Source organism: Pseudoneobacillus rhizolycopersici, assembly GCF_054786815.1.
Window position 1 is genome coordinate 70,321 of sequence record NZ_JBTOOE010000007.1, and the last position, 23,310, is coordinate 93,630.

Consider the following 23,310-nt stretch of genomic DNA (forward strand, 5'->3'; position numbering starts at 1 on the left):
GCAAAAATTACGCTTCAACAGTTTCAGTTAATTCTTCGCCTTGCTTTGACTCTAAAATAGCGTCAGCAATTTTAGCTGTTAAAAGCTTAACCGCACGAATAGCATCGTCGTTTGCTGGAATGACATAATCAATTTCATCTGGATCACAGTTTGTATCAACAATACCTACGATAGGGATGTTTAATTTATGTGCTTCAGCAACAGCAATACGCTCTTTACGTGGGTCGATAATGAATAAGCAATCAGGAAGCTCTTTCATATCTTTAATTCCACCAAGGAATTTTTCTAAGCGCTCAAGTTCTTTCTTTAAGCCGACAACTTCTTTTTTAGGAAGAACATCGAAAGTTCCATCTTCAGACATTCTTTCAATGTCTTTTAAACGAGAAATACGTTTTTGGATTGTTTCAAAGTTTGTTAATGTACCACCTATCCAACGTTGGTTAACATAGTACATTCCTGAACGTTCAGCTTCTTCTTTCACTGAATCTTGAGCTTGCTTCTTCGTACCAACGAAAAGCATTTTTCCGCCGTTATCGCTAAGCTCTTTAACGAAATTATAAGCTTCTTCAACCTTCTTAACTGTTTTTTGAAGGTCGATAATATAAATGCCGTTACGCTCAGTGAAGATATATTTCTTCATTTTTGGATTCCAACGGCGAGTTTGGTGTCCGAAATGCACACCAGCTTCAAGCAATTGTTTCATAGAAATTACTGACATGGTTTTTCCTCCTAGGTTTAGTTTCCTCCGCTCTAATCATTTTTAAATGAAAACTGTATAACAACAGCACCTATCATTTAAATCCGAGAGCGTGTGTATTAACACCAAAAAATAATATAGCATAAATTACTCAGACAATCAAGGAATAAGTGTAAAAAAAACTGGAAGGCTTACCGAGCCATCCAGTAGATAAGAGAATTTAGTTTGATTTCAACTTTTCTAATTCAAATAAAAATTTATCATTTAGTACTTTAATATAGGTACCCTTCATTCCAAGCGAACGAGATTCTATTACCCCGGCACTTTCCAATTTTCGTAATGCATTTACAATGACGGAACGAGTAATACCAACACGATCAGCTATTTTTGACGCAACTAATAAGCCTTCATTACCATCTAATTCTTCAAAAATATGCTCAATTGCTTCAAGTTCACTATAAGACAACGAACTAATCGCCATTTGAACAACAGCTTTACTACGCGCTTCTTCTTCAATTTCTTCAGATTTTTCACGTAAAATCTCCATACCAACAACCGTTGCACCGTATTCTCCAAGAATTAAATCGTCATCATCAAACTTTTGCTCGAGTCTTGCAAGAATTAATGTACCAAGGCGTTCGCCTCCACCAATGATTGGAACAATAGTCGTTAAACCACTACGGAATAAATCTCTGTTTTCAACTGGGAAAGCAGTATATTCACTTTCAACATCAAGATTTGATGAAGTTTCATTAATATTAAAAAGATTGTTTGTATATTCTTCTGGGAATTGACGATCTTCAAGCATTTTCTTCATGCGTTCATTTTCAATATTATGGTGTATAGAAAAGCCTAATAATTTCCCACGGCGGCTAACAACAAAAATGTTTGCCTCAATTACATCACTTAACGTGTCAGACATTTCTTTAAAGTTAACTGGCTTTCCAGCAGCCTTTTGCAAGAGTGCATTAATTTTTCTAGTTTTTGCTAATAAATTCATCGTACTTCCTCCTAATGATTTCAACAATTCATTCTAAAATTTTTTCTGCGACCTTTACAATTTCAAAATAAAGGAGTAAATGGGTCTTTATTGAAAAAGCTCATATCACTACAAAATAAACTGACTTAAATCTTTATTCTTTGAAATAACCCCGAGTTTTTCCTCGACATAATTTGGAGTAATCGTAATTTTCTCCATCGAAATATCAGGTGCTTCAAATGAAAGGTCTTCAAGAAGTTTTTCCAATATAGTATGAAGACGTCTAGCACCAATATTATCCGTATTTTGGTTCACTTCGTAAGCTACTTCGGCTAACTTACGAATAGCTTCGTCAGAAAATTCAATTTGTATACCTTCCGTCTCCAAAAGGGCCGCATATTGCTTTACTAGAGCATTATCTGGTTCAACAAGAATGCGATAAAAATCATCCACTGTTAGTTTCGTTAGTTCCACACGGATTGGAAAACGACCTTGTAATTCTGGAATTAGATCAGACGGCTTCGCCATATGGAAAGCGCCTGCAGCAACAAAAAGTATAAAATCGGTTTTGACTGAACCATATTTGGTAACAATCGTTGAACCTTCAACAACAGGAAGAATGTCTCTTTGGACACCTTCTCTAGAGACATCTGCACTAGAACTATTACCATTTCGACTAGCAATTTTATCGATTTCATCAATAAAAATAATTCCTGTTTGTTCAGCACGAATAATTGCTTCTTGAATAACCTCATCCATGTCGATTAATTTGCTTGCTTCCTCATTTGTTAAAACTATACGTGCTTCCTTTACTGTCAATTTGCGTTTTTTCCGTTTTTTAGGAATAAGACTAGAGAAGGCATCTTGCATGTTCATTCCCATTTGCTCCATCCCTGATCCTTGAAGCATGTCAAACATGGAAGGAGTTTGTTCTTCAACCTCTATCGTAATTAATTCATTCTCTAACTCGCCAAGCGCTAACTTTTCCTTTAGCATTCTTCGCTTTTCGTTTAAGGAAAACTCTTCATTCGGATTTGTTTCTTGTTCGTTTCCGCTATTTCCACCACCAAAAATTAATTCAAGTGGGTTTTTAAAATTTGTTGCTTTTTTTGCAGACGGTGCTAACAGCTCGACAATCCGTTCATTGGCATTACGCTCTGCCCGATCTTTAACGCTTAGCATTTTATCTTCTTTTACTAGGCGAACGGAAGTTTCAACTAAATCACGAACCATAGATTCGACATCTCGGCCAACGTACCCTACTTCTGTAAATTTAGTTGCCTCAACTTTAACAAATGGTGCACCAACAAGCTTTGCCATACGTCTAGCAATTTCCGTTTTACCTACCCCTGTAGGACCAATCATTAATATATTTTTCGGAATGATTTCTTCTCTTATTTTCTCATCTAGTAAGCTTCTCCGATAGCGGTTTCTTAATGCAACGGCTACTGCTTTTTTCGCATCCTTTTGACCGACAATATACTGATCAAGTTTTTCAACAATTTGTCGCGGGGTTAAATTGGTTACCTTTACCATGAACCTTCCTCCTTTTCGAAGTTACAGCTCTTCTACAATGATATTTTCATTTGTATAAACACAGATTTCAGCAGCAACCTCTAAAGCTGCCTTTGCAATTTCTTTGGCTGTCAAATGTTCGCCGCTATATTTTTTCAAACTTCGCCCAGCTGCTAAAGCATAATTCCCGCCGGAGCCGATTGCTAATATCCCATCATCAGGTTCGATGACTTCACCAGTACCTGAAATTAGTAGCATGTGTTCCTGATTCATGACGATTAACATCGCTTCCAATTTTCTTAAAACTTTATCACTGCGCCATTCTTTTGCTAATTCCACAGCAGCTCGTTGAAGATTTCCATTATATTCTTGGATTTTGCCTTCAAACATTTCGAATAATGTAAAGGCATCTGCAACGGATCCTGCAAAACCAGCTAAAACTTTACCATTAAATAATTTACGCACTTTTCTAGCTGTGTGCTTCATCACAACGGCATTTCCAAAAGTCACCTGACCGTCACCTGCCATAGCACATTTACCATTATGTTGAATCCCAAATATTGTTGTAGCATGGAATAAAGCCATTTTTTGTACCTCCTTTATCTAATCGGTTCAAGTATTTAATCTTCTTCCCGAACATATGTATCAATTTGCTCGTTAAGCACGAGGATGATGTTTCAAATATGTCTTTTTTAAATACTCATTGCTTACATGTGTATAGACTTGCGTTGACGAAAGTTGTGCATGACCTAATAGTTCTTGTACTGACCTCATATCTGCACCATTATTTAATAAATGGGTTGCAAAGGAATGTCTGAGCATATGCGGATGAATTTTCCCGTGTAACGCAGACCGTTTAAAGATTGAATCTAATACGGTTCGAACACCTCTTACCGTTAAGGCACCTCCCCGATAATTTACAAACACTCTATTATGGGGTGGTTGATTACCGATTAACTTTCCTCTACCATCTTCAATATATTGTTTTAATGCTTCACTAGCTTTTTGGCCGAACGGGACATATCTATCCTTACTTCCTTTTCCATGAACTAATATAGTCGAAATTGAAAAATCAAGGTCATTTAAGTTAAGTTGACAACATTCGCTTACTCTTATCCCAGTCGCATACAATAATTCGAGCAATGCTTTATCTCTTTGACCGATAGCTGTCACAGTTTCACAAGTATTAAATAGAACTTCTAATTCCTCTTCATAAAAGAACTCAGGAAGTCTTTTCTCTATCTTTGGAATCGAAACCAATGAAAATGGATTATCCTGTATGAAACCTTCTCTAAACAAAAATTTAAAAAAACTTCTTAAACTGGATATTCTCCGGGCAATTGTTTTTCGCGCTAATTTCTTTTCAAAAAGCTTAGTCAGATAAAGTCTGGCATCTGAATATTGGACATCTGCAAGCGTTAAAATAGCTTGTTCAGACATGAACAAAAGAAATTCACTAATATCATGTTGATAATGCTCAATAGTTAATTGTGAATAATTTTTTTCTATTTGTAAATATTCAATAAACAATCTTAATGAAACGTTCACATTTTCCAATAATTCCTCACCTCACAAAGGCTATTAAATATTATCATACATTAATAGCCATTGCAATTGATTTTACAAATTTTTCACAAAGTTCTGAATTGTTTCTAATGCTCTATTTGCGTGCCCTTCGTTTCTTTCCTTTTTTCCTCTAATTTTTTCAGGTAATTCTGGAAATAGGCCAAAGTTTGCATTCATTGGTTGAAAGTTTTTAGGATTTGCAGTAGTAATATATCGCGCCATACTACCAATTGCTGTTTCGTGCGGAAACTCGACTGTTTCCTTCCCACTGACTAAACGGGCTGCGTTAATTCCGGCAATTAGGCCACTCGCTGCAGATTCAACATATCCCTCAACCCCAGTCATTTGACCTGCAAAAAATAAATCTGGACGATTTCTAAATTGGTAAGTAGCATTTAAAACTAACGGCGAATTAATAAATGTATTCCGATGCATCACCCCATAGCGAACAATCTCCGCGTTTTCTAATCCAGGAATGAGTTGAATCACTTCTTTTTGAGGACCCCATTTTAAATGAGTTTGAAATCCGACTATATTATAAAGTGTTCCAGCAGCATCATCTTGTCTAAGCTGCACAACGGCAAATGGTCTTTTCCCTGTTCGTGGATCTTCTAAACCTACAGGCTTCATCGGTCCAAACAGCATTGTTTTTCTTCCTCTTTGTGCCATTACTTCAATTGGCATACAGCCTTCAAAGAAAATTTCCTTTTCAAATTCTTTTAAAGGAACCGTTTCAGCTGAAATCAATGCGTCATAGAACCGATTAAATTCTTCTTCCGTCATAGGACAATTTAAATAAGCTGCTTCTCCCTTGTCGTATCTCGATTTAAGGTAGACTTTGTCCATATCAATACTGTCTTTTTCAATGATTGGTGCAGCGGCATCATAAAAATATAAATAGTCCTCACCAGTTAATTTTAATAATGCCTCAGATAGGGCTTTACTTGTTAACGGTCCAGTCGCTATTATCGTCGGTCCTGCGGGAATTTCAGTTACTTCACCGTGAACAACGGTTACATTTGGATGATTTTTTACCGCTTCCGTTACATAGCCAGCAAATTCATGGCGGTCTACCGCTAAAGCACCTCCCGCCGGGACGGCACATGCATCAGCCCCCCGAATGATTACCGAATCAAGCTTTCTCATTTCTTCTTTTAAGACCCCGACAGCATTTGTTAACGTATTTGCCCTTAACGAGTTACTACAAACCAATTCGGCAAATTTATCTGTATGATGAGCAGGAGTTTGTTTTACGGGACGCATTTCAAACAATTTTACTTTAATCCCTCTTTTAGCGATTTGCCATGCGGCTTCACTTCCCGCCAGTCCAGCACCGATAACATTTACTATTACTTCACTCATATATAATCCTCCTAGTAATCTAACCATCATAATTCTTATTTTTATCTATTGTCCAAATTGCATTGTACAATACTGCACATAAATAAAAAAGTTAAAAGAATCAAAAACAAACAAAAAGAGTGAGAGGATCCTCACTCTTAGCTTTGCGGTTCTTCTTTGTAATCACAATTGATACACTGTACCTGTATGCCTTTTTTTAGTTTCTTTTCAACTAACAAACCCTCACATTTTGGACAGGGTCTGGAAACTGGTTTATCCCAAGATAAAAAATCGCATTCAGGAAATTGATCACATCCATAAAAAACTCTTCGTTTTTTACTTTTACGCTCAACAATGTTTCCGTCTTTACATTTTGGACATTTAATTCCAATGTCTTTAACAATTGGTTTAGTATTACGGCATTCAGGAAAATTACTGCAGGCCATAAACTTCCCATAGCGTCCCATTTTATAGACCATCGGATTTTGACATACCTCGCAATCTTCACCCGCTGGTTCATCCTTAATTTCTACTTCAGCCATTTCTTTTTCTGCTTTTTCTAAGCGAATTTCAAAATCTCGATAAAAATCATCAATAATCCTTACCCAATTAATCTTTCCGTCTTCAATATCGTCTAGGTTCTGTTCCATTTTAGCAGTAAATTCAACATTGATAATTTCAGGGAAAAACTCTAGGATAAGCTGGTGCACAATCTCACCAAGCTCCGTTGGTATAAATCGTTTATTATCAAGGGCAACATATCCACGTTTTTGAATAGTATCTAATGTTGGAGCAAATGTAGAAGGTCTGCCAATTCCAAGTTCTTCGAGTGTCTTTACCAACCTTGCTTCTGTATAGCGAGGAGGCGGTTGTGTAAAATGCTGTTTCGGTTCGATTTCCTTTTTAAGTACCTCATCCCCCTCAGAGAAGGTTGGAAGCATTTTATCACGATCTTCTGTTTGATCGTCAGTACCTTCTACATAGACCTTCATAAATCCGGGAAACTTTACCTTGGAACCGTTTGCTCTAAATACCACGGGACCGTTTTTTAAGTCAACCGTCATCGTATCCATTATAGCTGAAGCCATCTGACTCGCTACAAACCTCTCCCAAATAAGCTTGTAAAGTCTTAATTGATCCCTAGATAAGTAATCCTTTAGGCTGCTAGGGTCACGGAGAATACTAGTTGGTCTAACTGCCTCATGCGCGTCCTGAGCATTGCTTTGTTTCTTTTCTTTTCGTGCGTTTTCTAGTAGATACTCTTTGCCAAAGTTCGTTTCAATGTATTGATTCGCTTCCAATTGAGCAACTTCAGATACTCTTGTTGAATCGGTTCTCATATAAGTAATTAATCCAATTGTTCCATCCTTACCTAGCTCAATTCCTTCATAAAGCTGTTGTGCAAGCATCATCGTCTTTTTGGCTCGGAAATTTAATTTCCGTGCCGCTTCCTGCTGCAGTGATGATGTAGTGAAAGGAGGTGCAGGATTACGTTTTCGTTCCTTTTTTGATACTGTGTCAACAATAAACTTATTTCCTTTCAAATTAGAGAGGATATTGTTTACTTCCTCTTCGGAGTGTAACTCGACTTTTTTACCATTGATGCCAAAGAAACTAGCTTCAAAAGTTTCTTTACCTTTCAAAAATTCCCCATCAATTGACCAGTATTCCTCTGGATTGAATTCTTTAATCTCTTTTTCACGATCGATGATTAATCGAACAGCAACTGATTGAACTCGACCTGCACTTAAGCCTTTTTTAACCTTTTTCCATAGCAATGGGCTAATATTGTAGCCTACTAATCTGTCTAAAACCCGCCGTGCTTGTTGGGCATCCACCAGGTCCATATTAATTGGGCGAGGACTTTTAAACGATTCCTTAATCGCATCTTTCGTAATTTCATTAAAGACAACGCGACAATCTGATTTTATATCAATTGCAAGACTTTGAGCTAAATGCCAAGCAATTGCTTCACCTTCGCGATCAGGGTCAGCCGCTAGAAATACTTTTTTTGCTTTTTTAGCAGCCGTCTTTAAATCCTTCAGTATAGGTCCTTTACCACGAATAGTAATATATTTGGGCTTATAATCACTATTCACATCAACACCTGTCTGACTTTTGGGTAAGTCGATCAAATGCCCCATGGAAGCTTTCACCTTATATTTTTTACCTAAATATCTTTCAATCGTTTTCGCTTTAGCAGGCGACTCCACGATTACTAAAAACTCCGACATCACTTATCCTCCTTAGAGGGATTAAAATATCCATTATTATTAACGATAATATTTATCATTGTCAACCTATCTTGTTGATATATGAGAGATAACGTACAAATCAAATTCATTTCTACTTTCCCATCTTGCAAAATGTAAACCATAACGGAAATAATTTCAACCTTTTCCAGTACTTTTTTTCAAAAATCACTTCTTTTTTGATTTATTTTTAGTATTTAATCTATCGATGACTAAAATAATGATACCTTTAATCAAAATGGTTATGTTCTTAATTCTGCTAAAATGTCTTCACCTGACATAATTAGCTTAGCACCTTGGCCAATTAATTCATTCGTACCTACAGATGATGAGCTGAAAATACTGCCCGGAACACTAAATACCTCCCTGCCTTCTTGTAGGGCAAGATTCGCCGTAATAAGAGAGCCGCTTTTTCGACGCGCTTCAATTACTATCGTCCCTTCACATAAACCACTGATAATCCGATTCCGTGTTGGAAAATGCCACCTTGCAGGTCTAGTATAAGGGGGATATTCTGATAAAATCAAATGTTCTTTCTCGATCTCCTTAGCAAGTCCCTGGTTTTCACTTGGATAGATATAGGAAAATCCGCCTGCAATCACGGCAATTGTTTTTCCATTTAGCTCTATTGTGGATTGATGTGCCAACGTATCTATTCCCTTAGCCAGGCCACTTACAATCACAAAGTCTTTTTCAAGTAAAGGAGGGAGCAAATGTAATATGACATTTTTACCGTAGGATGAGGACTCACGCGCACCAACTACTGCTAATTTACGTGTTTTAGCTAGGATGCTTAAATCACCTTTTAAAAATAAACACCAGGGAGGCTGATATATTTCTTTTAATTCGGATGGATATACTTCATCAAAATAGGTTATGACCTCGATACCGTTAGAAGTGTATTGGCGGATAGTATCCTGTAGAAAATTTGGAAAGAACTTTTGTGAAGAATCATTATTTACTGGTGGTAAAAAACTTAATTGTTTTGGAGAAGGGTAGTTAAAAGCTATGAGTTCTGGGTCGCTTTTTAACGTTTTATAAATTTGCGTCCAAGTAATTCCCGGTAAATGACATAAATATATCAGTCGATTCCGAAAAGATTCCATTTCAATCTGGCCTCCTATATATTAATAAAAATAGTCCCTCTTTATAAGAGGGACTATGTATTTCTTAGATGTTCATGACAATTTAGTGTGTCTTACACTTATCGTATAAACCTTGCTCTTTTAGAACACTGATTAAAGTTTCTCCCATTACTGATGGAGTATCTGCCACTTTAATTCCACATTCGTTCATCACGCGGATCTTTTCGTCAGCTGTACCCTTACCACCTGAAATAATCGCACCAGCATGGCCCATACGCTTTCCTGGAGGTGCTGTACGTCCGCCGATGAAGCCGACAACTGGTTTAGTCATGTTTGCTTTAACCCATTGTGCTGCTTCTTCTTCTGCCGTTCCACCAATTTCACCAATCATGATAACAGCATATGTTTCAGGATCTTCATTGAATGCTTTTAATACATCAATGAAGTCTGTTCCGTTAACTGGGTCCCCACCAATACCTACAGCAGTCGTTTGACCGATTCCTGCTTGTGATAATTGATGAACCGCTTCATACGTTAAAGTACCAGAGCGTGATACAACTCCAACATGTCCTTTTGTATGAATGTATCCTGGCATAATACCAATTTTACACTCACCAGGAGTAATAACACCCGGGCAGTTTGGACCAACAAGACGTGTCTTTTTACCTTCCATATAACGTTTCACTTTTACCATATCTAAAACAGGGATATGTTCGGTAATACAAATAGCTAAGTCTAATTCTGCGTCCACTGCTTCTAAAATCGCGTCGGCAGCAAATGGTGCAGGAACATAAATGACTGAAGCATTGGCACCAGTAGCTTTAACTGCTTCTTCAAGCGTGTTAAAAACCGGTACTCCTTCTACCTCTGTCCCGCCTTTACCAGGAGTAACACCACCAACGATTTGGGTGCCATACTCTAGCATTTGTTTTGTATGGAAAAGGGCTGTTGAACCCGTGATACCTTGCACAATTACCTTTGTATCTTTATTAATAAATACGCTCACGTTTATTCTCCTTTCAAAATCCTATTTCACTAATGAAACGATTTTTTGTGCTCCGTCTGCCATTGATTCTGCTGCGATAATATTAAGGCCAGATTCATTAAGAATTGCCTTACCTAAATCAACGTTAGTTCCTTCTAAACGCACAACTAAAGGCACAGATAAACCAACTTGTTTCGCAGCCTCAACAACACCTGTAGCAATGACGTCACATTTCATAATTCCACCAAAGATATTAACAAAAATACCTTTTACGTTTGGATCAGAAAGGATGATTTTAAATGCTTCAGTTACTTTTTCAGCTGTAGCGCCGCCTCCAACATCTAGGAAGTTAGCAGGGTCTCCTCCGTAATGTTTTACGATATCCATCGTAGCCATTGCAAGACCAGCACCGTTGACCATACAACCGATATTTCCGTCTAATGAAATATAGCTTAAGTCATACTTTGAAGCTTCAATTTCTTTTGCATCTTCTTCATCAAGGTCACGCAGAGCTAAAATATCCTTATGACGGTATAATGCGTTTGAATCAAAGTTTAGCTTTGCATCTAATGCCATTACTTTTCCGTCACCTGTTACAACAAGTGGATTAATTTCAGCAATAGAGCAATCTTTCTCAACAAATGCCGTATATAAACCCATCATAAATTTAACAGCTTGTCCGACAAGTTCTTTTGGGATATTTATATTAAAAGCAATACGTCTAGCTTGGAAAGCAGTTAACCCAACAACTGGGTCAACAACTTCTTTGAAAATTTTCTCTGGAGTCGCTTCAGCAACTTCTTCAATTTCAGTTCCACCTTCTTCAGAAGCCATTAGAACTACACGAGAAGTAGCACGATCAAGAACTAAACCTACATAATATTCTTTTTTAATATCGCAGCCTTCTTCGATAAGTAAGCGTTTTACTTCCTTACCTTCAGGACCTGTTTGATGTGTAACAAGTGTTTTACCTAAAATATCAGTAGCATATGTACGGACATCATCAAGGTTTTTGGCAACCTTTACTCCACCGGCTTTCCCCCGACCACCAGCGTGAATTTGCGCCTTAACGACACAGATTTGTGTGCCAAGTTCTTTTGCAGCTTCTACAGCTTCATCAACTGTAAATGCCACTTTACCGTTTGGAACTAAAACCCCATAGCTCTTGAGGATTTCTTTCCCTTGATACTCATGGATATTCATTTCCCATCCTCCTAAATAAACTGTTCAAAAAATTACTGCGATTTCATTTTATATAAACAAAACTACATTGTCTACCTTAAAGCATAATTATTTTTCTAAAAAAGCAAACAAATCAACCGAAACCAATTCTTTTATCGGCGAAAAGCTTTTACGGTGAATGGGAGTCACACCATATTTTTCGATAGCTTCAAGATGCTCCTTCGTTCCATAGCCCATGTGTTTTCCGAAATGATATCCAGGATATTGAGTATCGTAATTTTCCATCAGCTTATCTCTAGTCACTTTTGCAACTATTGAAGCAGCGGCAATAGAAATGCTTCTCGCATCTCCTTTAATAATAGATTCCTCAATATATGGGGTTGATAGTTTCATCGCATCTATTAAAACAACTTCAGGTTCTTGTGATAGGGAATGGATAGCATGATTCATCGCTTTTTTGGTTGCCTCATATATATTAATCTTATCTATCATTTCCGGCTCAACGATACCGACCCCAATCGCAACCGCTTTTTCCTGAATAATATGAAAATATTCTTCTCGTCTTTTTTCAGTCAGCTTTTTTGAATCATCAATTCCGATTAAGAAAAAATCAGCAGGTAAAATAACAGAAGCCGCGACGACAGGTCCCGCTAATGGCCCTCTCCCAACCTCGTCTACACCAGCAATCCATTTAATACCCCTATCACGATATTTTTTTTCAAATTCGGTCATCTTCCAAAATCTAGCCTCAGCATTTCGCTGTAACTCCATTTTTTTCTCCCAACGGCTTAATAAGTGGATTACCCCTTTCCGTGAATCCATCTTCAAATCACTGATCAATGGATGTGATAAATCATCGAGTTCATTAAGTATATTTTCTATCTCCTGAATCGTTCGATTTCCCATGAAATACACCCCTATAAACAAAAGCCCTCGGATGACGAGGGCTTTATTTAATCTTCCATTATAAGTATATCATTTGGACTTTCTAATGACACTCTGCCAAATTTTTCTGAGCGCATTTCTCTGATGACCAATTCTGACACTTTATCATAGTCCACTTGTCCGCCAGCAGCTAAACACCCACGTAAGTGACCGATATGGTCATATAATTCGACTAGGTCTTCCGGTATTTTCGTTAATTTATACCTTTCTTCTAGACGGTTAGGATATCTTCGCTCAAGAACCCTTAAAGCATAAACAGCTAGCTCCTCTAAATTTAGAATGGTATCTTTAATAGCTCCAGTAACAGCTAGTTTGAGACCTACTTCTTGATCTTCAAATTTTGGCCATAATATCCCGGGTGTATCCAGTAGTTCCAGCTCACTTCCCACTTTAATCCATTGTTGTGACTTCGTGACGCCAGGCGTATTCCCCGTTTTAGCGATATTCCGTTTTGCCAGACGATTAATTAATGTTGATTTTCCAACATTAGGGATGCCGACGATCATGGCACGGATAGCCCTTGGTTTAATAACACCCTTCGCACGCATTTTATCAAATTTTTCTTTTAAAAGCTCCTTTGCTGTCGAAACAATTAAATGCATGCCTTCTCCAGCATGGGAATTTATTGGAATTGCTTTTACACCTTTTTCGGCAAAATAAGCTACCCAATCATTTGTAATTTTGCTATCTGCCATATCAGCTTTATTTAATAATACTACTCTTGGTTTATGCTGAATGATTTCATCTATCATCGGATTTCGAGACGACAGAGGGATACGGGCATCCAGTAGTTCGAATATGATATCAACAAGTTTAAGCTTTTCTGTGACCTCTCTACGAGCCTTGGCCATATGGCCGGGAAACCATTGTATCGTCAAGATTCATCACCTCCTAATAAACTATTTAACAATATGGAAATCTTCTGGAGGCCAATATACAATACTTGTTTTACCTAATACTTTATCCATCGATACCGCCCCAATATGGCGACTATCCTTACTAAAACGGCGATTATCCCCCATAACAAATAAATATCCTTCCGGAACAGTGGTTTCACCAATTTTTTCCTCAAGGGTAAATGGATCTGTTAATGGACCATCAATGACTTGCTTTTTGTATTCAGCCAAATATGGCTCTTCATACGGTTTTCCATTCACGTAAAGAGTATCATCTCTATATTCAATATGGTCACCGGGTAAACCGATGATTCTTTTGATATAATCCTTATTTTCAGGTGCATGGAAAACGATGATATCAAAACGTTTAGGCTCTCCGATCTTGTATGTAAGTTTATTAACAATCATTCGGTCCTGATCATGTAGTGTAGGCATCATCGATAAGCCATCTACGACAATAGGAGCGAAAAAGAAGTATCTGATTAGTGCGGCAAGTCCAACAGCAATAACTAGTGCCTTAATCCACTCCCATAATTCACTCTTTTTCTTCGTCATTATATCCCCACCATTCATTGGTAAAATTTCATCAATATTTATTTTGCCATAGGACGAGTTATTTTAGTATCTAAGTTTTTTAATATTAAAAAAAGGGCTTGTATGACAAGCCCTTTTTTTACAATTATCGAATTTCTTTAATACGAGCTTTTTTACCACGAAGGTTACGTAGGTAGTATAGCTTCGCACGGCGAACTTTACCACGACGGATAACTTCTAACTTCGCGATTTTTGGTGTGTGAACAGGGAATGTACGCTCAACGCCTACACCGTAAGAAACTTTACGTACTGTGAAAGTTTCGCTAATGCCACCACCACGACGCTTAATCACTACACCTTCAAACAACTGAATACGCTCACGAGTACCCTCGACAACCTTAACGTGTACACGTACAGTGTCTCCAGGACGGAAAGCTGGTAAATCAGTGCGAAGTTGTTCTTTTGTGATATCTTCAATCAATTTTTGCATCGTTTTCAACTCCTTCCAACAGATGCTCATACAAATTCTTGCATGCAGCGGAACATCTAAATAAGTGACCAAACTAGTAATAAGCCCAAGTCACAAGTAGTATCATACCATAAAGGACAATGCATTTCAATAATATTTTTAATGCTTTTTCATTTCATTCAACCATTTTTGTTGTTCATCCGAAAGCTCCATTTGCTCCAATAAATCAGGTCTTCTCGTAAAAGTGCGACGCAATGATTCTCTCACTCGCCATTCTTCAATATTTTTATGATTTCCTGATAATAGTATATCAGGTACTTTCATCCCACGAAAATCCGCTGGACGGGTATAATGAGGGTGTTCAAGCAATCCCGTACTGAAGGAGTCCTTTTGATGGGATTCTTCATTTCCTAGAACCTCAGGTAACAACCTTACAACACTATCGATTACAACCATGGCTCCTAATTCTCCACCAGTCAGAACATAATCACCAATTGAAATTTCATCGGTAATGAGATACTCACGAATTCTTTCATCATAGCCTTCGTAGTGACCACAAATAAAAATGAGATGTTCTTCTTTAGCTAATTCCTCAGCCTTTTTTTGATTGAACCGTTCTCCTTGTGGGCAGAGTAAGATAATTCTCGCCTTGGCATTTGGGGCATTCAACGCCTCAACAGCGTCAAAGATAGGCTGTGGCTTTAATACCATACCTGCACCACCGCCATATGGATAATCGTCGACCGTTTGATGTTTGTTATCTGAATGGTTACGAAAATTGATTAATTGATATTGAACCGCATTTTTGTCTGCTGCTTTTTTTAATATGGATGAACCAAATACACCTGAAAACATCTCTGGAAATAGAGTTAAAACATCAATCCTCATCATGACAATAATCCTTCCATCGGATCAATCAAAACCTTTTTGTTTTTTACATCTATTTCTTTTACTACCTGTTCAATGTACGGGATTAATATTTCTTTTCCCGATTTATTTTTAATTACCCAAACATCATTAGCACCAGGAGTTAAAATTTCTTTAATCTTACCGATTTCTTCACCTTCTAAAGTGAATACTTCACAGCCAATAATTTCGTGAAAATAAAATTCATTTTCCTCTAAAGTGGAAAGTTGACTTTCCGGAATTCTTAAAATTCCACCTTTGAATTTCTCAACGTGATTAATATTTTCATGACCTTCAAATGTTAATAAATCGAAATTTTTATGATTTCGATGGCTAGCTACCTTTAATTCCAGTGGATCATTTTTTTCATCTAAAAATAAATATAGGGTATTTCCTACTTTATAGCGTTCATTGGCAAAATCAGTCCGGGAAATGACCCGAACCTCTCCTCTGATACCATGGGTGTTTACAATTTTTCCAACATTAAACCAATTTACCATTCATGATCACCTCTAGCGAATTTCTTGGACTATCCCATCTTTAATAATGATTTCCGCTTGGTCCATTTTTTTATCCCATCTATCCCCGATCTGAATATCAACAATGGCCTGTACTTCTTTCTCTTTGAGTTCACTACCCAATGGGAGTGAGTCTAATTGTTCAATTTGAAAGGTAGTCATTTTCATTTTATCTTTGCGTTTTTTCAGTTCAAGGTCAAAATGATGTTGAATTTCATTTGTTGACAATTTACTTGTTTTTTCAAATCTTTTTTGTTCAAATTGAAGTTGTTCAATTTCTTTTTTTAATTGAAACAAATTCTTTTCAAAATGATGGAGGAGTTCTTTTTTACTTTTCTCCGTTAATACTTGTTTTACGACAACCGACTGAAGAATTTTCATAAAAATGACTCCAATCTTATTTTTTATATGTAAAAAAGGAGGGTTGCCCCTCCTTTCATAGTTGTTTCTACTCGTTGATCTCTAAGAATATTTTCTTTTGTGCTGAAGTTCCTGCCGCATAGACCACAGTTCGAATCGCTTTTGCAACACGCCCTTGCTTTCCAATTACTTTTCCCATGTCATTCTTGTTGACAGAAAGCTGGTAGGTTACGCGATGATCCTCTTCTACGACATTCACTTGAACATCTTCTGGATAATCTACAAGGGGCTTAACAATCGTCTCAATTAACTGTTTCATAGTCTTTTGGCCATCTTTCAATTACTTAGAGACTTTTGCATTGTGGAATTTTTCCATAATGCCTTGTTGCGAGAAAAGATTACGTACTGTATCAGATGGTTTCGCACCATTTGAAAGCCATTTTAATGCTAATTCTTCGTTGATTTCGATTGCAGCTGGTTGATTCACTGGATTGTAAGTTCCAACTGTTTCGATGAAACGTCCATCACGAGGAGAACGAGAATCTGCTACAACAATACGATAGAAAGGAGATTTTTTAGCTCCCATACGCTTTAAACGAATTTTAACTGCCATTTTAATAAGCACCTCCAAATAAGTTTCACACAAGATAGAATAATATCAGATTGATTATTGCTTGTAAAGTGTTTTTTCTTTACATATAAAATTTTATCATCAAAATGGCTTAAAAGGCAGTTTAAATCCACCTTTTTTCTTGCCTTTTTGTTGCATGTTGGTCATTTGTTTCATCATTTTTTTCATGTCTTCAAATTGCTTGAGAAGGCGATTGATTTCCGTAACTGACCGTCCACTGCCCTTAGCAATTCTTTTTTTACGGCTACCATTGATGATTTCAGGTTGAGTCTTTTCTGCCTTTGTCATGGAACGAATAATAGCCTCGACATGGGCAATTTGTTTTTCATCCACTTGTATATTGTTTAACCCTTTAATCTTATTCGCACCCGGCATCATTTTCAAAATTTCGTCTAATGGACCAAGTTTTCGGACCTGCCCTAATTGATCAAGGAAATCATCAAGTGTAAAGGACATCGTCCGCATTTTCTGCTCAAGTTCTTTTGCTTTTTCCTCATCAACAGAAGCCTGGGCTTTTTCAATCAGGGTTAAAACATCACCCATACCAAGAATACGTGATGCCATACGTTCAGGATGGAAAGGCTCGATGGCATCCATTTTTTCACCAAGACCAATAAATTTTATCGGTGTATTTGTGACAGCTCGAATAGATAATGCGGCTCCTCCACGGGTGTCGCCATCAAGCTTGGTTAAAACAACCCCGGTAAGTCCAAGTTGCTCATTAAAGCTTTGTGCGACATTTACAGCGTCCTGTCCTGTCATCGCGTCAACAACAAGGAAAATCTCATCAGGCTTTGTTAATTCTTTAATGTTTTTTAGTTCATCCATTAAATGTTCATCAACATGAAGACGACCTGCTGTATCGATAAGGACGTAATCATTGTGATCTTCTTTTGCCTTTGAGATGGCTTGCTTTGCAATTTCGACAGGGCTTACTTGGTCACCAAGGGAAAAGACTGGCATATTTAATTGTTTCCCTAATGTTTCTAACTGCTTAATTGCAGCGGGACGATAAATATCCCCGGCTACCAATAATGGGTTGCGGTTATATTTTTTCCGAAGAAGGTTTGCGAGTTTTCCTGTGGTGGTCGTTTTCCCGGCACCTTGAAGTCCAACCATCATGATAACCGTTGGTGGCCGGTTAGCTGCCGCAATTTTGCTATTTTCCCCACCCATAAGTTCAGTTAACTCTTCTTGAACGACTTTGATGATTTGTTGACCAGGTGTTAGACTTTTTAATACTTCTTGTCCAACCGCTCTTTCACTAACCTTTTTAACGAAATCCTTGACAACCTTAAAATTCACGTCAGCTTCCAGTAGGGCGAGTCGAACTTCTCTCATCATTTCCTTTACATCTGCTTCCGTTACTTTTCCTTTGCCACGGATTTTATTAATCGTATTTTGCAGTCGGTCGGCTAATCCTTCAAATGCCATACGTGTTAGCCTCCTAATCTAATTTCTCTAGTTCTACTATTGCCTCGGCAATAGCTTCGCGAGAGAGGGATTTTTCTTCTGACAACTCTTTTAACCTAGTAATCAGCTTCTTTCTCTCCAGAAACTTAGAAAAAAGCAATAGCTTTGCTTCGTATTCTTCTAACATCGTCTCGGTACGTTTTATGTTATCATATACCGCCTGACGGCTGACCTCATATTCTTCAGCAATTTCGCCTAGAGAATAGTCATCTAAATAGTAGAGAGACATATAGCTCTGCTGTTTTTCTGTTAACAACGACTGATAAAAATCATACAGATAATTCATACGCGTTGTCTTTTCAAGCATGCTAATCCCCCTTGTTAAGTGAAATACCTTTACAAAGCTAGTTTACACCAGCATCAAAATAAGTGTCAAGGTAATAAGTTTACAGATTATTCCTCTGTATCAATTAGTTCAGAGAATAATCCATATACATATTTTTCTGCATCGAATTCTTGCAGATCGTCCATTTTTTCACCTAGACCCACAAGCTTAACAGGAATTTTCAACTCATTCCGGATAGCTATTACAATCCCACCTTTTGCTGTTCCATCAAGTTTAGATAACACAATTCCTGTGACATTCGTTGCCTCTTTAAACGTTTTCGCCTGAATTAAAGCGTTTTGGCCAGTCGTTGCATCCAATACGAGTAGAACTTCATGAGGTGCTCCAGGTACTTCCCTTTCGATTACTCGCTTAACCTTTTCTAGTTCTTTCATCAGGTTAACTTTGTTTTGCAATCTTCCTGCGGTGTCGCAAATAAGAATATCAGCTTTTCTTGCCTTGGCCGATTGAATGGCATCATACATAACTGCAGCAGGGTCGGATCCTTCAGCTTGCTTGATTACTTCAACACCAACACGCTCTCCCCAAACTTCTAATTGTTCAATCGCACCTGCCCTGAAGGTATCACCAGCAGCAAGGAGGACGCTCTTTCCTTCTGTTCTATATTTGTGAGCAAGCTTTCCGATAGTCGTTGTTTTCCCAACGCCATTTACTCCAACAAAAAGGATAACAGTTAGCCCATTTTCCTGAATATTAATTTCTGGATTTGATTCATCAGCTTCTTGGTATATTTCTACTAATTTTTCAGAAATAACACTTTGAATTTCCCTAGAGTCTTGAATGTTTTTTCGTTTCACTTCCATTTTTAACTCTTCAATCAGTTTCATCACGGTATCAAAACCAACATCTGCTCCAATGAGAATTTCTTCGAGCTCTTCAAAAAACTCCTCGTCAACCTTACGATAACGAGCAACTAAATCATTCATTTTATTGGAAAAGTTGTCACGGGTCTTCGTTAAGCCTTCTTTAAATTTTTCTGTAACTGCGTCCGTCTGCTGAGTTATTTTTTCTTTTAGTTTCTTAAAAAAACTCATTTTTCCACTTCCTTTTCGAATTACTTTACTAGTTTGGCTGTTTCTTCTAATCGGACAGACACAAGCTTCGAAACTCCCGATTCTTGCATGGTTACCCCATATAAGACATCAGCACCTTCCATCGTTCCCTTTCGATGGGTAATAACTATAAATTGATTTTCTCGGCTATATCTTTTTAGATATTGGCTAAAGCGGAATACATTCGCTTCGTCCAAGGCCGCTTCTACCTCATCGAGTACACAAAACGGAACTGGACGGACTTTCAATATCGCAAATAACAAGGCAATCGCCGTAAGTGCTCGTTCCCCACCTGATAAAAGACCTAAATTTTGCAGTTTTTTCCCAGGAGGCTGTGCAACTATTTCTACGCCCGTATTTAGAAGGTCCTCAGGGCTTGTTAGTCTTAAATCAGCTCGACCACCACCAAATAGGCTCTGGAAAACAGGCTCAAAATGTGTCCGAATTCCCTCAAAAGTAATGGAAAATCTCTTTTTCATTTCTTCGTCCATTTCATCAATCACTTGGAATAATGTATCCTTTGCCTCTTGGAGGTCGTTTTTTTGGGCTAAAAGAAATTCATATCGCTCTGATACACGATCATATTCATCTATCGCCCCTAAGTTTACCGTACCTAATTCCTCGATAGCAAGGCTTACTAATTTTACCTTTTTTCGCGCATCTTCGATAGGAACTTGCAAAGGATATTGCTCCTTAGCTGCTTCAAAAGAAAGCAGATATTCCTCTCTAAGATAGGCTAATTTATTCTCCAACGATACATCTAATCGATTAATTTTAACCTCTTCATCTTTCAATGCTCCGAATAAACCGTGATGAAGTCGTTTAAGTTCTTTTGCTGCCAGCTCCAATTCAGCTACCATCGTATTTAATTGATCTCGTTCTGACTTATAAGACTCAATTTGTTTTACTACTTCATTTTTATCTTGAAGCTTCATTTTTGCAGCATTTTCTAATTGTTCTTCACCTGAGTTATTATTTGTCATTTCTGATGTTAGAATTTCTAAATCTTCCTTAAAAATCATCCATTTTTCATGATTTTCGTTTAATTGGGATTCGATCAATTCTAATCTCTCTTTTGAATGGGAGAATTGTTCAGAGATGGAGGCATAAGCGACCTTCAATTCATTAATATCTTCCCCTAACGACTCCCTTGAGCTCTTTTCTGAAGTTCGTTGCAAGTTGAGATGTTGAATTTGCTCGTCTAGAGAATGGATGTCACGTTCATAATCCGCTAATTTTTTCTCTAATTTTTCTTTTTTCTCTAATAAAGATACTTTTTCTTCTGTAAATTGGTTCATTTCAAGATCATATAAAGCTAAACGCTCATTAATATTTCTTTCCTCAACCTGTATTTCCCTGAGCTCTCCCTTTAGGGTTTGTTCTTTTAGACGTAACTTTTCACCGTTTTTCCTTTGAACCTCCAGACGTTGTTCCCCAAGTTCAACTTCTTGTTTCAAATTTTTTACCTGTTGTTCTATGTTTGTCGTCTTGGTGTCCATTTCCAAAATCTTTTTCTTTAGGTCTTCTAGTTCAGCTTTACGAGACAATAAAGAGGTTGACTTTTGTTTAACAGCCCCTCCAGTCATCGAACCACCTGGATTAACGATATCTCCGTCTAAAGTTACAATTCTCATGCGATGCTGAAGGGCCTTGGCAATTTCATTCGCCCCTTTCAAATCCTTCGTAACGATGACGTTCCCTAATAGATTCAAAATTATTTCATTATATTTATCGTTATAACGAATTAAATCGGTTGCAATCCCAATAAAAGATGAATGTCCCTGAATGATTTGTAATTGATAACCTTGTAAGGTTTTACCTTTTATGATATTCATTGGTAAAAAGGTTGCTCGGCCATAAGAATGCTGTTTTAGAAACTGAATGGCATAACGGGCACTTTCTTCGTTTTCAACAACAATATGTTGCATTGCTCCTCCAAGAGTTGTTTCAATTGCTAGTTCATATTGTTTAGGGGTTTGAATAAGCTCAGCAATTGCCCCCTCAATACCCTTTAATTTAGTTCCCCTTGCCTTCAGTATCTCTTTGACACCCTGAAAGAAACCAGTAAAATCATCCTCCATTTCTTCAAGCATTTCCTTCCGGGATTTTGCCTGCCCTAAATATTGATAGGCTTGATAGAGCATCTTTTCTTGGTTTTGATAGTTTTTTTTCAGTGTTTCTAATTTTCTTTGCCCTTCCCGAAAAGAAACTACCCCTGTCTCCACTTCCGTTTGGATATTAGAAATAGAAGCTTCCAACAGGTGTTTTTTATCATCAATAATTTTCCGTTCGGCCAAATGTTTTTCATTCTCGGATGAGAGCCTTGAGATTCTTACTTGTTGCTGTTCTATTTGACCAATGATATTTTTTAATTCGTTTTTTGAACTCGCCTGCTCATTAAGAATATCAATATACTCGCTTTTTAAACCTTCAATCTTTTCTTCGATATTTTCGCTAAACAGATTAATTTGATTGCGCTTTTCTGTCAATCTAGCTAATAGATTTTCCGCTTCCTTTTCTAGGCTAAGGACAATATTTTCTTGTTCGCTTTTTTGTTGGTTCAATAAATCGATTTTTCCTGAAAGGTCTAAGATATTCTTTTCAAGTTGTACCCTATTTTGCGAAGCATTCTTTTTTCGCTCTTTTAAAACTTCTTTTCTACCCTCTAATTTTTCTAAATCTTCACTTGTACGTAATAAAACAGACTGTAAATTGGAAATATTTTCATCTAACAACTGTATATGAGTACGAATATCATTGACTGAGGATTCCTTCCTCGACAATTCATCTGAAAGTTTGGTTTCTTCCTCTTGATGCTGAGAAAAAAGTTTTGTCATACTTTCCCATTTTTGATGTAGTTCTTCAATTTCATAGACCGTTACGGCTACTTCGTACTTTTCCAGTTCTTCTTTTTTTTCCAAGAAATCCTTTGCCATTGAAGCCTGAATTTTTAAGGGTTCAACTTGTACCTCAAGTTCATGTAAAATATCGTTTACCCGATTTAAATTTTCTTGAGTTTCAGTTAATTTACCTTCTGCCTTTTTCTTTCTCGTTTTATATTTCAACACCCCAGCAGCTTCTTCAAAGATCGTACGTCGTTCCTCTGCTTTATTATTTAGGATTTCATCAACCCTGCCCTGGCTAATAATTGAAAACGCTTCCCTACCTAGGCCAGAATCCATAAATAAATCAATAATATCTTTTAAGCGGCAAGATTGTTTGTTCAACAGATATTCGCTTTCACCTGAACGAAATACCCTTCTAGTTACACTTACCTCACTGTAATCAATAGGTAAAAAGTGGTCCTCGTTATTTAGGGTTAAAGTAACCTCCGCATAATTTAGCGACTTTCTTGAGTCACTACCCGCAAAAATAATATCTTCCATCTTTCCACCACGAAGTGATTTGGCAGATTGCTCCCCTAGTACCCAGCGAATGGCGTCGGTAATATTACTTTTTCCACTGCCATTTGGTCCAACAACCGCGGTAACACCAGGAACAAATTCAACCACACTTCGTTCAGCAAACGATTTAAAGCCTATTACCTCAAGTCGTTTTAAAAACATGCCCATAACCCC

Annotated in this window: 23 protein-coding genes; all 23 read right to left on the bottom strand. The window is 37.4% G+C overall.

All coding sequences use genetic code 11. From position 1 onward, the window contains the following. Nucleotides 1–7: 7 nt before the first annotated feature. The 23 genes from rpsB to smc all read right to left on the bottom strand — a co-directional run bounded on the left by rpsB (nt 8) and on the right by smc (nt 23,298). A complete protein-coding gene (gene rpsB / locus ACX9YW_RS09585; protein ID WP_460345454.1) occupies nt 8–718 on the bottom strand; it encodes a 30S ribosomal protein S2 in 711 nt (236 codons plus the stop codon). A 199-nt stretch (nt 719–917) separates the two neighbouring features. After that, nucleotides 918–1,697: a GTP-sensing pleiotropic transcriptional regulator CodY gene (gene codY / locus ACX9YW_RS09590; protein ID WP_460345457.1), complete on the bottom strand. Its 780-nt coding sequence runs from the start codon at nt 1,695–1,697 to the stop codon at nt 918–920. 108 nt (nt 1,698–1,805) lie between these two features. Beyond that, nucleotides 1,806–3,212 (bottom strand): ATP-dependent protease ATPase subunit HslU, encoded by a 1,407-nt coding sequence (hslU, locus tag ACX9YW_RS09595; RefSeq protein WP_460345460.1) that lies wholly within the window; start codon nt 3,210–3,212, stop codon nt 1,806–1,808. A 21-nt stretch (nt 3,213–3,233) separates the two neighbouring features. Further along, nucleotides 3,234–3,776, bottom strand: a complete 543-nt coding sequence (gene hslV, locus ACX9YW_RS09600) for an ATP-dependent protease subunit HslV (RefSeq protein ID WP_460345463.1) — start codon at nt 3,774–3,776, stop codon at nt 3,234–3,236. Nucleotides 3,777–3,848: 72 nt separating this feature from the next. Further along, nucleotides 3,849–4,748, bottom strand: a complete 900-nt coding sequence (gene xerC / locus ACX9YW_RS09605; RefSeq protein ID WP_460345466.1) for a tyrosine recombinase XerC — start codon at nt 4,746–4,748, stop codon at nt 3,849–3,851. A 63-nt stretch (nt 4,749–4,811) separates the two neighbouring features. Next, nucleotides 4,812–6,119, bottom strand: coding sequence for an FADH(2)-oxidizing methylenetetrahydrofolate--tRNA-(uracil(54)-C(5))-methyltransferase TrmFO (gene trmFO, locus ACX9YW_RS09610; RefSeq protein WP_460345469.1), 1,308 nt, complete (start codon nt 6,117–6,119; stop codon nt 4,812–4,814). 137 nt (nt 6,120–6,256) lie between these two features. Then, the gene (gene topA, locus ACX9YW_RS09615) at nt 6,257–8,332 is read right to left on the bottom strand and encodes a type I DNA topoisomerase (RefSeq protein ID WP_460345472.1); all 2,076 of its coding nucleotides are present in this window, start codon (nt 8,330–8,332) and stop codon (nt 6,257–6,259) included. 260 nt (nt 8,333–8,592) lie between these two features. Further along, a complete protein-coding gene (gene dprA / locus ACX9YW_RS09620; RefSeq protein WP_460345475.1) occupies nt 8,593–9,456 on the bottom strand; it encodes a DNA-processing protein DprA in 864 nt (287 codons plus the stop codon). Between the two features lie 82 nt (nt 9,457–9,538). After that, nucleotides 9,539–10,441, bottom strand: a complete 903-nt coding sequence (sucD, locus tag ACX9YW_RS09625) for a succinate--CoA ligase subunit alpha (RefSeq protein WP_460345478.1) — start codon at nt 10,439–10,441, stop codon at nt 9,539–9,541. A 21-nt stretch (nt 10,442–10,462) separates the two neighbouring features. Further along, nucleotides 10,463–11,623, bottom strand: a complete 1,161-nt coding sequence (gene sucC / locus ACX9YW_RS09630) for an ADP-forming succinate--CoA ligase subunit beta (RefSeq protein ID WP_460345481.1) — start codon at nt 11,621–11,623, stop codon at nt 10,463–10,465. 87 nt (nt 11,624–11,710) lie between these two features. Next, nucleotides 11,711–12,508: a ribonuclease HII gene (rnhB, locus tag ACX9YW_RS09635; protein ID WP_460345484.1), complete on the bottom strand. Its 798-nt coding sequence runs from the start codon at nt 12,506–12,508 to the stop codon at nt 11,711–11,713. Nucleotides 12,509–12,555: 47 nt separating this feature from the next. After that, nucleotides 12,556–13,425, bottom strand: coding sequence for a ribosome biogenesis GTPase YlqF (gene ylqF, locus ACX9YW_RS09640; protein ID WP_460345487.1), 870 nt, complete (start codon nt 13,423–13,425; stop codon nt 12,556–12,558). A gap of 21 nt (nt 13,426–13,446) precedes the next feature. Next, entirely contained in the window at nt 13,447–13,998 is a 552-nt protein-coding gene (lepB, locus tag ACX9YW_RS09645) for a signal peptidase I (RefSeq protein ID WP_460345489.1), read from the bottom strand. Between the two features lie 124 nt (nt 13,999–14,122). After that, nucleotides 14,123–14,467: a 50S ribosomal protein L19 gene (gene rplS / locus ACX9YW_RS09650; protein WP_460345889.1), complete on the bottom strand. Its 345-nt coding sequence runs from the start codon at nt 14,465–14,467 to the stop codon at nt 14,123–14,125. Nucleotides 14,468–14,605: 138 nt separating this feature from the next. Further along, a complete protein-coding gene (trmD, locus tag ACX9YW_RS09655; protein ID WP_460345892.1) occupies nt 14,606–15,334 on the bottom strand; it encodes a tRNA (guanosine(37)-N1)-methyltransferase TrmD in 729 nt (242 codons plus the stop codon). Beyond that, nucleotides 15,334–15,852, bottom strand: coding sequence for a ribosome maturation factor RimM (rimM, locus tag ACX9YW_RS09660; protein WP_460345492.1), 519 nt, complete (start codon nt 15,850–15,852; stop codon nt 15,334–15,336). Before rimM ends, trmD begins: the two co-directional genes overlap by 1 nt. 12 nt (nt 15,853–15,864) lie before the next feature. Next, the gene (locus ACX9YW_RS09665) at nt 15,865–16,251 is read right to left on the bottom strand and encodes a YlqD family protein (protein ID WP_460345495.1); all 387 of its coding nucleotides are present in this window, start codon (nt 16,249–16,251) and stop codon (nt 15,865–15,867) included. Nucleotides 16,252–16,318: 67 nt separating this feature from the next. Further along, the gene (locus ACX9YW_RS09670) at nt 16,319–16,549 is read right to left on the bottom strand and encodes a KH domain-containing protein (protein ID WP_460345498.1); all 231 of its coding nucleotides are present in this window, start codon (nt 16,547–16,549) and stop codon (nt 16,319–16,321) included. Nucleotides 16,550–16,570: 21 nt separating this feature from the next. Further along, nucleotides 16,571–16,843 carry a 30S ribosomal protein S16 gene (gene rpsP / locus ACX9YW_RS09675; protein WP_460345501.1) on the bottom strand — a complete coding sequence of 91 codons (273 nt, stop codon included), beginning with the start codon at nt 16,841–16,843 and terminating at the stop codon, nt 16,571–16,573. A gap of 99 nt (nt 16,844–16,942) precedes the next feature. Further along, complete coding sequence (gene ffh / locus ACX9YW_RS09680) at nt 16,943–18,295, bottom strand: signal recognition particle protein (protein WP_460345504.1); 1,353 nt, start codon at nt 18,293–18,295, stop codon at nt 16,943–16,945. 13 nt (nt 18,296–18,308) lie between these two features. Beyond that, nucleotides 18,309–18,641: a putative DNA-binding protein gene (locus ACX9YW_RS09685; protein ID WP_460345507.1), complete on the bottom strand. Its 333-nt coding sequence runs from the start codon at nt 18,639–18,641 to the stop codon at nt 18,309–18,311. 86 nt (nt 18,642–18,727) lie between these two features. Then, nucleotides 18,728–19,714: a signal recognition particle-docking protein FtsY gene (gene ftsY, locus ACX9YW_RS09690; RefSeq protein ID WP_460345509.1), complete on the bottom strand. Its 987-nt coding sequence runs from the start codon at nt 19,712–19,714 to the stop codon at nt 18,728–18,730. A gap of 20 nt (nt 19,715–19,734) precedes the next feature. Next, complete coding sequence (smc, locus tag ACX9YW_RS09695) at nt 19,735–23,298, bottom strand: chromosome segregation protein SMC (protein ID WP_460345512.1); 3,564 nt, start codon at nt 23,296–23,298, stop codon at nt 19,735–19,737. Nucleotides 23,299–23,310: the final 12 nt, after the last annotated feature.

Coding starts and splice junctions, on each gene's coding strand:
- rpsB (WP_460345454.1), bottom strand. CDS start 718: ATGTCAGTAATTTCTATGAAACAATTGCTTGAAGCTGGTGTGCATTTC.
- codY (WP_460345457.1), bottom strand. CDS start 1,697: ATGAATTTATTAGCAAAAACTAGAAAAATTAATGCACTCTTGCAAAAG.
- hslU (WP_460345460.1), bottom strand. CDS start 3,212: ATGGTAAAGGTAACCAATTTAACCCCGCGACAAATTGTTGAAAAACTT.
- hslV (WP_460345463.1), bottom strand. CDS start 3,776: ATGGCTTTATTCCATGCTACAACAATATTTGGGATTCAACATAATGGT.
- trmFO (WP_460345469.1), bottom strand. CDS start 6,119: ATGAGTGAAGTAATAGTAAATGTTATCGGTGCTGGACTGGCGGGAAGT.
- topA (WP_460345472.1), bottom strand. CDS start 8,332: ATGTCGGAGTTTTTAGTAATCGTGGAGTCGCCTGCTAAAGCGAAAACG.
- dprA (WP_460345475.1), bottom strand. CDS start 9,456: ATGGAATCTTTTCGGAATCGACTGATATATTTATGTCATTTACCGGGA.
- sucC (WP_460345481.1), bottom strand. CDS start 11,623: ATGAATATCCATGAGTATCAAGGGAAAGAAATCCTCAAGAGCTATGGG.
- rnhB (WP_460345484.1), bottom strand. CDS start 12,508: ATGGGAAATCGAACGATTCAGGAGATAGAAAATATACTTAATGAACTC.
- lepB (WP_460345489.1), bottom strand. CDS start 13,998: ATGACGAAGAAAAAGAGTGAATTATGGGAGTGGATTAAGGCACTAGTT.
- rplS (WP_460345889.1), bottom strand. CDS start 14,467: ATGCAAAAATTGATTGAAGATATCACAAAAGAACAACTTCGCACTGAT.
- trmD (WP_460345892.1), bottom strand. CDS start 15,334: ATGAGGATTGATGTTTTAACTCTATTTCCAGAGATGTTTTCAGGTGTA.
- rimM (WP_460345492.1), bottom strand. CDS start 15,852: ATGGTAAATTGGTTTAATGTTGGAAAAATTGTAAACACCCATGGTATC.
- ACX9YW_RS09665 (WP_460345495.1), bottom strand. CDS start 16,251: ATGAAAATTCTTCAGTCGGTTGTCGTAAAACAAGTATTAACGGAGAAA.
- ACX9YW_RS09670 (WP_460345498.1), bottom strand. CDS start 16,549: ATGAAACAGTTAATTGAGACGATTGTTAAGCCCCTTGTAGATTATCCA.
- rpsP (WP_460345501.1), bottom strand. CDS start 16,843: ATGGCAGTTAAAATTCGTTTAAAGCGTATGGGAGCTAAAAAATCTCCT.
- ffh (WP_460345504.1), bottom strand. CDS start 18,295: ATGGCATTTGAAGGATTAGCCGACCGACTGCAAAATACGATTAATAAA.
- ACX9YW_RS09685 (WP_460345507.1), bottom strand. CDS start 18,641: ATGCTTGAAAAGACAACGCGTATGAATTATCTGTATGATTTTTATCAG.
- ftsY (WP_460345509.1), bottom strand. CDS start 19,714: ATGAGTTTTTTTAAGAAACTAAAAGAAAAAATAACTCAGCAGACGGAC.
- smc (WP_460345512.1), bottom strand. CDS start 23,298: ATGTTTTTAAAACGACTTGAGGTAATAGGCTTTAAATCGTTTGCTGAA.